This is a genomic window from Priestia sp. D51 (assembly GCF_053345675.1).
Map to the genome: position 1 here is coordinate 16,980 of NZ_JBLTIR010000012.1, position 8,899 is coordinate 25,878.

General features: G+C 40.4%; 20 protein-coding genes. All 20 read right to left on the reverse strand.

What is annotated here, in order from left to right; genetic code table 11:
- Window positions 1-20: 20 nt before the first annotated feature.
- From rpmD to rpsJ, 20 genes are read right to left on the reverse strand one after another with little or no spacing between them, the layout of a single operon-like run.
- Window positions 21-203: a 50S ribosomal protein L30 gene (gene rpmD / locus ACNHOZ_RS26070; RefSeq protein ID WP_013054945.1), complete on the reverse strand. Its 183-nt coding sequence runs from the start codon at window positions 201-203 to the stop codon at window positions 21-23.
- 14 nt (window positions 204-217) lie between these two features.
- A complete protein-coding gene (gene rpsE / locus ACNHOZ_RS26075) occupies window positions 218-718 on the reverse strand; it encodes a 30S ribosomal protein S5 (RefSeq protein ID WP_013054944.1) in 501 nt (166 codons plus the stop codon).
- A gap of 20 nt (window positions 719-738) precedes the next feature.
- Window positions 739-1,101 carry a 50S ribosomal protein L18 gene (gene rplR / locus ACNHOZ_RS26080; protein ID WP_013054943.1) on the reverse strand — a complete coding sequence of 121 codons (363 nt, stop codon included), beginning with the start codon at window positions 1,099-1,101 and terminating at the stop codon, window positions 739-741.
- A 32-nt stretch (window positions 1,102-1,133) separates the two neighbouring features.
- Window positions 1,134-1,673, reverse strand: coding sequence for a 50S ribosomal protein L6 (gene rplF / locus ACNHOZ_RS26085; protein WP_013054942.1), 540 nt, complete (start codon window positions 1,671-1,673; stop codon window positions 1,134-1,136).
- Window positions 1,674-1,703: 30 nt separating this feature from the next.
- Window positions 1,704-2,102: a 30S ribosomal protein S8 gene (gene rpsH / locus ACNHOZ_RS26090; RefSeq protein WP_013054941.1), complete on the reverse strand. Its 399-nt coding sequence runs from the start codon at window positions 2,100-2,102 to the stop codon at window positions 1,704-1,706.
- Between the two features lie 30 nt (window positions 2,103-2,132).
- Complete coding sequence (locus ACNHOZ_RS26095; RefSeq protein WP_013054940.1) at window positions 2,133-2,318, reverse strand: type Z 30S ribosomal protein S14; 186 nt, start codon at window positions 2,316-2,318, stop codon at window positions 2,133-2,135.
- A 33-nt stretch (window positions 2,319-2,351) separates the two neighbouring features.
- The gene (gene rplE / locus ACNHOZ_RS26100; RefSeq protein WP_013054939.1) at window positions 2,352-2,891 is read right to left on the reverse strand and encodes a 50S ribosomal protein L5; all 540 of its coding nucleotides are present in this window, start codon (window positions 2,889-2,891) and stop codon (window positions 2,352-2,354) included.
- 31 nt (window positions 2,892-2,922) lie between these two features.
- Window positions 2,923-3,234, reverse strand: coding sequence for a 50S ribosomal protein L24 (gene rplX / locus ACNHOZ_RS26105; RefSeq protein ID WP_013054938.1), 312 nt, complete (start codon window positions 3,232-3,234; stop codon window positions 2,923-2,925).
- Between the two features lie 49 nt (window positions 3,235-3,283).
- Entirely contained in the window at window positions 3,284-3,652 is a 369-nt protein-coding gene (rplN, locus tag ACNHOZ_RS26110) for a 50S ribosomal protein L14 (RefSeq protein ID WP_013054937.1), read from the reverse strand.
- 51 nt (window positions 3,653-3,703) lie between these two features.
- Window positions 3,704-3,967: a 30S ribosomal protein S17 gene (gene rpsQ, locus ACNHOZ_RS26115; RefSeq protein WP_013054936.1), complete on the reverse strand. Its 264-nt coding sequence runs from the start codon at window positions 3,965-3,967 to the stop codon at window positions 3,704-3,706.
- 25 nt (window positions 3,968-3,992) lie between these two features.
- A complete protein-coding gene (gene rpmC / locus ACNHOZ_RS26120; RefSeq protein WP_013054935.1) occupies window positions 3,993-4,193 on the reverse strand; it encodes a 50S ribosomal protein L29 in 201 nt (66 codons plus the stop codon).
- Window positions 4,183-4,617: a 50S ribosomal protein L16 gene (rplP, locus tag ACNHOZ_RS26125; protein ID WP_013054934.1), complete on the reverse strand. Its 435-nt coding sequence runs from the start codon at window positions 4,615-4,617 to the stop codon at window positions 4,183-4,185. The genes rpmC and rplP overlap by 11 nt, the downstream gene beginning before the upstream one ends.
- A gap of 2 nt (window positions 4,618-4,619) precedes the next feature.
- The gene (rpsC, locus tag ACNHOZ_RS26130; RefSeq protein ID WP_013054933.1) at window positions 4,620-5,276 is read right to left on the reverse strand and encodes a 30S ribosomal protein S3; all 657 of its coding nucleotides are present in this window, start codon (window positions 5,274-5,276) and stop codon (window positions 4,620-4,622) included.
- 3 nt (window positions 5,277-5,279) lie between these two features.
- On the reverse strand, window positions 5,280-5,621 hold the full coding sequence (gene rplV / locus ACNHOZ_RS26135) for a 50S ribosomal protein L22 (RefSeq protein ID WP_013054932.1): 342 nt from the start codon (window positions 5,619-5,621) through the stop codon (window positions 5,280-5,282).
- 19 nt (window positions 5,622-5,640) lie between these two features.
- On the reverse strand, window positions 5,641-5,919 hold the full coding sequence (rpsS, locus tag ACNHOZ_RS26140; protein WP_013054931.1) for a 30S ribosomal protein S19: 279 nt from the start codon (window positions 5,917-5,919) through the stop codon (window positions 5,641-5,643).
- Between the two features lie 57 nt (window positions 5,920-5,976).
- Window positions 5,977-6,807 (reverse strand): 50S ribosomal protein L2, encoded by an 831-nt coding sequence (gene rplB / locus ACNHOZ_RS26145; RefSeq protein WP_013081374.1) that lies wholly within the window; start codon window positions 6,805-6,807, stop codon window positions 5,977-5,979.
- A gap of 27 nt (window positions 6,808-6,834) precedes the next feature.
- Complete coding sequence (gene rplW / locus ACNHOZ_RS26150; RefSeq protein ID WP_028412664.1) at window positions 6,835-7,122, reverse strand: 50S ribosomal protein L23; 288 nt, start codon at window positions 7,120-7,122, stop codon at window positions 6,835-6,837.
- On the reverse strand, window positions 7,122-7,745 hold the full coding sequence (rplD, locus tag ACNHOZ_RS26155; protein WP_013081372.1) for a 50S ribosomal protein L4: 624 nt from the start codon (window positions 7,743-7,745) through the stop codon (window positions 7,122-7,124). The genes rplW and rplD overlap by 1 nt, the downstream gene beginning before the upstream one ends.
- Before the next feature lie 28 nt (window positions 7,746-7,773).
- Window positions 7,774-8,403: a 50S ribosomal protein L3 gene (gene rplC / locus ACNHOZ_RS26160; RefSeq protein WP_013054927.1), complete on the reverse strand. Its 630-nt coding sequence runs from the start codon at window positions 8,401-8,403 to the stop codon at window positions 7,774-7,776.
- 41 nt (window positions 8,404-8,444) lie between these two features.
- Window positions 8,445-8,753, reverse strand: a complete 309-nt coding sequence (rpsJ, locus tag ACNHOZ_RS26165; RefSeq protein ID WP_013054926.1) for a 30S ribosomal protein S10 — start codon at window positions 8,751-8,753, stop codon at window positions 8,445-8,447.
- Between the last annotated feature and the right edge of the window lie 146 nt (window positions 8,754-8,899).

Below are 8,899 nucleotides of genomic sequence, written 5' to 3' on the forward strand. Positions count from 1 at the left end.
CTTAGAGTGACAATTTATACTTATTGCTCTTTTACTGTAACAAGGTGAGCTACTTTGTTAATCATTCCGCGAATTGCAGGATTATCGTCTTGAACGACAGTTTGATTTAACTTACGTAGGCCAAGTGTACGAACAGTTACACGTTGATCTTCTGGACGACCAATTACGCTACGAGTAAGGGTAATTGCTAGTTTGTTTGCCATTCCATATCCCTCCCTTATCCTAACAGTTCTTCTACAGTCTTGCCACGTAGTTTTGCAACATCTTCAGCACGTTTTAGGTTAGCTAAACCGTTAAGAGTTGCACGTACCATGTTGATTGGAGTGTTTGAACCTAAAGATTTAGATAGAATATCACTTACTCCACCCAATTCTAGTACCGCACGAACTGGGCCACCAGCGATAACTCCTGTACCTTCAGAAGCAGGTTTTAAGAAAATTTGACCTGCACCAAATTGTCCAAGGATTTCGTGTGGAATAGTTGTACCAACCATAGGTACAGTAATTAAGTTTTTCTTCGCATCTTCAATTGCTTTACGGATTGCATCTGGTACCTCTTGTGCTTTACCAGTACCGAATCCAACGTGACCGTTTTTGTCACCAACTACAACTAATGCAGCGAAGCGGAAACGACGTCCACCTTTCACAACTTTAGCTACGCGGTTAACGGTAACAACACGTTCTTCAAGCTCTAATTTATTTGGATCAATACGACGCATGATTTTCCCTCCTTTTACAATTAGAATTGTAATCCAGCTTCACGAGCAGCGTCAGCTAATGCTTTAACACGGCCATGATATAAATAACCGCCACGGTCGAATACTACTTCGTTTACACCTTTTTCTACTGCGCGTTTAGCGACTAATTCGCCAACTTTGATAGCAGCTTCAGTGTTACCAGTGCTTTCTAAAGTCAGGTCTTTATCTAACGTTGAAGCACTTGCGATTGTTACTGAATTTAAATCGTCGATAACTTGTGCGTAAATATGTTGATTAGAACGGAACACGTTTAAACGCGGACGAGTTGCAGTTCCAGATAACTTCGCACGAACACGAGCATGTCTTTTTTTACGAACTTTGTTTTTATCAAGCTTCGTGATCATTTCGGGCACTCCTTTCTTTTACCTAACCGGCATTACTTCTTAGCAGTTTTACCTTCTTTACGACGTACATATTCGCCTTCGTAACGAATACCTTTACCTTTGTAAGGCTCTGGTGGACGAACGTCACGAATATTTGCAGCTAATGCACCTACGCGTTCTTTATCAATACCTTTAATAACGATCTTAGTTTGAGAAGGAACTTCGATTTCGATTCCTGTTTCAGGAGTAATCTCAACTGGGTGAGAGTATCCAACGCTCAATACTAATTTGCTACCAGATTTTTGTGCACGGTAACCTACACCGACTAATTCTAAACCACGTTCGAATCCTTTAGTAACACCTTCAACCATGTTACCTAAAAGGCTACGAGTAGTTCCATGAAGAGCGCGGTGCTCTTTATTGTCACTAGGACGATTAACAACTAATACGTTGTCTTCAACTTTAATTTCGATTTCAGGGTGGAATGTACGAGTTAATTCACCCTTTGGTCCTTTTACAGTTACAGTGTTGCTCTCGTTCGTAACTGTAACACCTGCTGGAAGTTCTAAAGGCTTTTTACCAACACGTGACATAGTTACACCTCCATTCACATTTAAAACTTATTACCAAACGTACGCTAATACTTCTCCACCAGTTTGCTTTTGACGAGCTTCTTTGTCAGTTAAAACACCTTGAGAAGTAGAAACGATTGCGATACCTAAACCGTTAAGTACACGTGGTACTTCGTTAGTTTTTGCATAAACACGTAGACCAGGTTTACTGATACGTTTTAAGCCTGTAATTACACGTTCGTTATTTGAACCGTATTTTAAGAAGATACGGATAATACCTTGTTTGTTGTCTTCGATGTATTCTACATCACGTACGAAACCCTCACGCTTAAGGATTTCTGCAATTTGCTTCTTAATGTTAGAAGCAGGAACTTCAATTTTCTCATGACGAACCATGTTCGCATTGCGGATACGAGTTAGTAAATCTGCAATAGGATCAGTCATTACCATATTAATTTACCTCCTTCCCAAACTTGGGTTTTACCAACTAGCTTTTTTAACACCAGGAATTTGACCTTTATAAGCAAGCTCACGGAAACAAATACGGCAAAGCTTGAATTTACGTAGTACTGAGTGTGGACGTCCACAACGTTCGCAACGTGTATACTCTTGTACTTGGAATTTTTGCTGGCGTTTTTGCTTCGCAATCATTGATTTTTTAGCCACATTTTCGCCTCCTCTGCTTAACGTTGGCAGTTATTACTTCTGGAATGGCATACCGAACTGAGTTAAAAGCTCACGAGCTTCTTCATCAGTGTTTGCTGTTGTAACAATAACGATATCCATACCACGAACTTTAGTTACTTTATCATAATCGATCTCTGGGAAGATCAATTGTTCTTTAACACCTAACGTGTAGTTTCCACGACCATCAAATGCTTTTTTAGATACACCACGGAAATCGCGCACACGTGGAAGTGATACTGATACTAATTTATCGAAGAATTCGTACATACGCTCGCCGCGTAAAGTAACTTTCGCACCGATTGGCATACCTTCACGAAGACGGAAACCAGCGATAGATTTTTTCGCACGAGTTACAACAGGTTTTTGACCAGTGATTTCAGCTAGTTCTTCAACAGCGTTATCTAAAGCTTTTGAGTTAGAAACAGCATCACCGATACCCATGTTGATTACGATCTTGTCGATTTTTGGCACTTGCATTACAGATTCATAATTAAACTTGCTAACTAGAGCAGGAGTAATCTCTTTTGTAAATTTCTCTTTAAGACGGTTCATGTGAACTAAACCTCCCTTCACATTTCATTAATTATTTATCTAAAGTTTCACCAGATTTTTTTGCTACACGTACCTTTTTGCCATCGATAACTTGGTACCCAACACGAGTTGGCTCACCAGATTTAGGATCCAACGGCATTACGTTTGATACGTGGATAGGTGCCTCTTGGCTAACGATTCCACCTTGTGGATTTACTTGAGAAGGTTTAGAGTGTTTTTTCACAACGTTTACGCCTTCAACAAGTACACGGTCTTTCTTTGGGAAAGCTGCAAGTACTTCACCTTGCTTACCTTTGTCTTTACCAGAGATAACCACTACTTTGTCGCCCTTTTTAACATGCATCCTATTCGCACCTCCTTAAAAGGCATTTTGTATTTGTTCTATATATCAATTAGATAACTTCTGGAGCCAATGATACGATCTTCATGAAGTTGTTATCACGTAATTCACGAGCAACTGGTCCGAAGATACGAGTACCACGTGGTCCTTTGTCGTCACGGATGATTACGCAAGCATTTTCGTCGAAACGGATGTAAGAACCGTCAGTACGGCGAACACCACTTTTTGTACGTACAACAACAGCTTTAACAACGTCACCTTTTTTAACAACGCCTCCTGGTGTTGCTTGTTTCACCGTACAAACGATAACATCACCAATGTTTGCTGTCTTACGACCTGAACCACCAAGTACTTTAATAGTAAGTACCTCACGTGCACCAGAGTTGTCTGCAACTTTTAAACGAGATTCTTGTTGAATCATGTACGAAACCTCCCTTCGGATGAATCATTCTTATCCGATCTATCTTAACTATTAGATGATAACAGCTTTTTCTACAACTTCTACTAGACGGAAACGTTTAGTAGCTGATAACGGACGAGTTTCCATGATCTTCACGATATCGCCTAGTTGAGCTGTATTGTTTTCATCGTGAGCTTTGAATTTCTTTGAGTATTTTACACGCTTGCCATAAAGCGAATGCTTTTTGTAAGTTTCAACAAGAACAGTAACAGTCTTATCCATTTTGTCAGAAACTACGCGGCCAGTGTAAACTTTACGTTGGTTGCGTTCACTCATTCTGAAAGCCTCCTCTCAGACTTAATTATTTATTAGCAGCAATCTCTCTTTCACGAACTACAGTTTTCATACGAGCGATCGATTTGCGCACTTCGCGAATACGAGTAGTATTCTCTAATTGTCCAGTCGCTAATTGGAAACGAAGGTTAAACAACTCTTCTTTTAAAGCCTTAACTTTTTGTTCAATTTCAGCAGTGGTAAGGTCACGAATTTCATTAGCTTTCATTAGAATCACCACCAATTTCTTCACGTTTTACAAACTTACATTTTACAGGTAGCTTGTGTGCAGCTAAACGTAAAGCTTCACGTGCAACCTCTTCAGATACACCTGAAATTTCAAACATTACTTTTCCAGGTTTAACAACTGCTACCCAACCTTCAGGAGCACCTTTACCAGAACCCATTCGGACTTCTAGAGGCTTAGCAGTATAAGGTTTAGAAGGGAAAATTTTAATCCATACTTTACCGCCACGTTTCATGTAACGAGTCATTGCGATACGAGCAGCTTCGATTTGACGGTTTGTAATCCAAGAAGCTTCAGTAGCTTGTAAACCGAATTCACCGAAATGTACTTCCGTACCACCTTTAGCGCGTCCACGCATTTTTCCGCGATGTTCGCGACGATATTTAACGCGTTTTGGTAATAACATAATTATTTTCCTCCTTCCTCAGTTTTCTTTTTAGTAGGAAGAACCTCTCCACGATAGATCCATACTTTCACACCAAGTTTACCATAAGTAGTATCTGCTTCAGCGTGAGCATAGTCAATATCAGCGCGAAGTGTATGAAGTGGAACTGTACCTTCACTGTAATATTCAGAACGAGCAATATCAGCTCCGCCTAAACGACCAGATACCATTGTTTTGATACCTTGTGCGCCAGCACGCATACTACGTTGGATAGCTTGCTTTTGAGCACGACGGAATGATACACGGTTCTCAAGTTGGCGAGCGATGTTTTCAGCTACTAGTTTAGCATCTAAATCTGCTCGTTTAATTTCAAGGATGTTAATGTGTACACGCTTGCCTGTTAATTGGTTAAGAGCTTTACGAAGTGATTCTACTTCAGTACCACCTTTACCAATTACCATACCAGGTTTTGCAGTGTGGATCGTTACGTTTAAGCGGTTAGCAGCGCGTTCGATTTCAACTTTAGAAACAGCTGCATCGTTTAAACGTTTAGCGATATATTCACGTACTTTTAAGTCTTCATGTAATAAGTCAGCGTAGTCTTTGCCAGCGAACCATCTTGATTCCCAATCACGGATGACACCGACGCGAAGACCGACCGGATTTACCTTTTGACCCATGAATTATCCCTCCTTCTTTTCTGATACCACGATTGTGATGTGGCTTGTGCGCTTGTTAATTTGGCTTGCACGTCCCATAGCGCGTGGACGGAAACGTTTTAAAGTTGGACCTTCGTTAACAAAAGCGTCAGTAATAACTAAATTGTTAGCGTCCATTTCATAATTGTGTTCTGCATTGGCAATAGCAGATTTTAATACTTTCTCAACGACTGGAGAAGCAGCCTTTGGCGTGTGAAGTAGCACTGCTAGCGCTTCACCCACTTGCTTACCTCGAATTAAATCTACAACTAAACGAACTTTACGAGGAGCAATACGTACTGTTCTCGCGACAGCTTTAGCTTGCATTTAAAAGCCTCCTCTCATATTAGCGTCTTGTTTTCTTATCATCACTTGCGTGACCTTTGTAAGTACGAGATGGTGCGAATTCACCAAGTTTGTGACCTACCATGTCTTCAGTAACATAAACTGGTACATGTTTACGACCGTCATATACAGCAATTGTATGACCAATGAACTGAGGGAAGATAGTTGAACGACGAGACCAAGTTTTTACTACTTGCTTGCTGTCAGTTTCGTTTAACTTCTCAATTTTGTTGATTAAATGGTCATCTACAAAAGGTCCTTTCTTTAAGCTGCGACCCATAAATGAACCTCCCTTCGTGATTGTCCTACGGTTCGTTTGAACCGTAGCTCAATCCCGTTATTTTTTACGACGACGAACGATAAATTTATCGGATTTGTTTTTCTTCTTACGAGTTTTGTAACCAAGTGTTGGTTTACCCCATGGACTCATTGGAGACTTACGTCCGATTGGAGAACGTCCTTCACCACCACCGTGTGGGTGATCGTTAGGGTTCATTACAGAACCACGTACAGTTGGACGAATACCTAACCAACGAGAACGACCGGCTTTACCGATGTTGATTAACTCGTGTTGTTCGTTACCAACTTGACCTACAGTTGCACGACAAGTTGCAAGGATCATGCGTACTTCACCAGAAGTTAAACGTACTAATACGTATTTACCTTCTTTACCAAGTACTTGAGCAGATGTACCTGCAGAACGAACTAATTGTCCACCTTTACCAGGTTTCAATTCGATGTTGTGTACTACTGTACCAACAGGGATGTTAGCTAAAGGAAGCGCGTTACCTACTTTAATGTCAGCTTCAGGACCTGACATAACTTCTAAACCTACTTTTAGGTTTTTAGGAGCAAGGATGTAACGTTTTTCACCATCAGCATAATGAATTAATGCGATGTTAGCTGAACGGTTTGGATCATATTCGATTGTAGCAACGCGTCCAGGTATTCCATCTTTATCGCGTTTAAAATCGATGATACGGTATTGACGCTTGTGCCCACCACCTTGGTGACGAACAGTCAATTTACCTTGGTTGTTACGACCACCTTTTCTCTTGACAGGTGCAAGTAACGATTTTTCTGGTTTGTCAGTAGTAATTTCAGCGAAATCAGAAACTGACATACCACGACGACCATTTGAGGTTGGTTTATACTTTTTAATCGCCATCTCAATTTCCCTCCTTCTCTAGTAATCTTAAGCTTCGAAGAATTCGATTTCGTTGCTCTCTTGAGTTAGTGTTACTACCGCTTTACGACGACGGTTAGTAAGACCACTGTAGCGACCTACACGCTTGAATTTACCTTTGTAGTTCATGATGTTTACTTTTTCAACTTTTACGTCAAAGATTTTTTCGATAGCATCTTTAACCTCAGTTTTATTAGCTTTTACATCAACATCAAACGTATATTTTTTCTCAGCCATTAAGTCTGTTGAACGTTCTGTAATTACGGGGCGCTTAATAATATCACGAGGATCTTTCATTATGCAAGCACCTCCTCTACTTTTTCAACTGCGTCTTTAGTGATTACAAGCTTATCATGGTTCATAACGTCTAATACGCTTAAACCATTAGCTGCAACAACTGTTACACCAGGAATATTACGTGCTGAAAGTGCAACATTTTCGTTAAGATCAGCAGTTACTACTAATGCTTTGCGTTCTACTGTTAGGTTTTTAAGAACTGCTACCATTTCTTTTGTTTTTGGAGCGTCAAAAGAAAGAGCTTCAAGAACAACGATGCTGTTATCTTGAGCTTTAGTTGATAATGCAGACTTAATTGCTAAACGACGAACTTTTTTAGGTAATTTGTAGCTATAGCTTCTTGGAACTGGACCAAATACTACGCCACCACCACGCCATTGTGGAGAACGGATAGATCCTTGACGAGCACGACCAGTACCTTTTTGACGCCATGGCTTACGGCCACCGCCTCTTACTTCAGAACGATTTTTAACTTTAGAAGTACCTTGACGTTGAGATGCGCGTTGCATTACGATCGCGTCGAAAAGTACTTTGTTGTTTGGTTCGATACCGAAAACGGCATCTTGAAGTTCGATCTCTCCAACGTTTTCACCGTTTTGGTTAAACAATGCTACTTTTGGCATTGGTTATTCCTCCTTTCTCGAAGAATTATTATTTAGATTTAACTGCAGATTTAACAGTAACTAGAGATTTTCTAGCTCCTGGCACGTTACCTTTTACTAATAAAAGATTGCGTTCTGCGTCAACTTTAACGATTGATAAGTTTTGCACAGTGATGCGCTCTCCACCCATGCGTCCTGGTAATAATTTACCTTTAAATACGCGGTTTGGAGCTACAGGACCCATTGAACCTGGGCGACGGTGGTAGCGAGAACCATGAGACATAGGTCCGCGAGATTGTCCGTGGCGTTTGATAGCACCTTGGAAACCTTTACCTTTTGAGATTCCTGTTACATCAATTACATCGCCTTCTGCGAAAATATCAACCTTGACTTCTTGACCAACTTCATATGCTGAAGCGTCCACACCGCGTAACTCACGGATGAAGCGCTTAGGAGCAGTATTAGCTTTAGTAGCATGTCCTTTTGCAGGTTTGTTAGATAGTTTTTCACGGATATCTTCGAAACCTAATTGGATTGCTTCGTAACCGTCTGTCTCAGCGTTTTTAACTTGAAGAACTACGTTAGCAGAAGCTTCAATTACTGTTACTGGGATCAAGTCACCATTTTCAGCAAATACTTGAGTCATACCGATCTTTCTTCCTAAGATTCCTTTGGCCATTAGTCACACCTCCTAAGTATCTTTTCATTCTTTATTTTAAATTAAAGTTTAATTTCGATATCTACACCAGATGGTAAGTCTAAACGCATTAATGAATCAACAGTTTGTGGTGTTGGATTCACGATATCAATTAAGCGTTTATGCGTGCGCATTTCGAACTGCTCACGAGAATCTTTATATTTGTGTACTGCACGTAGAATTGTATAAATTGATTTTTCAGTCGGTAATGGAATCGGACCAGATACAGCCGCACCAGAACGTTTTGCAGTTTCTACGATTTTCTCAGCAGATTGATCAAGAATTCTGTGATCATATGCTTTTAAACGAATGCGAATTTTTTCTTTTGCCATTATTTTCCCTCCTTTTTCGCCTATTTTACAATAGACATTCTCCGCGGAAATTTCCCCACACTCGCCATGGCAAAGCGGCCGGGTGTGTCGGCAACCTTCCGCATCATCGCAGTCAAAGACCAACATTTTTATTATACTAAAAATGG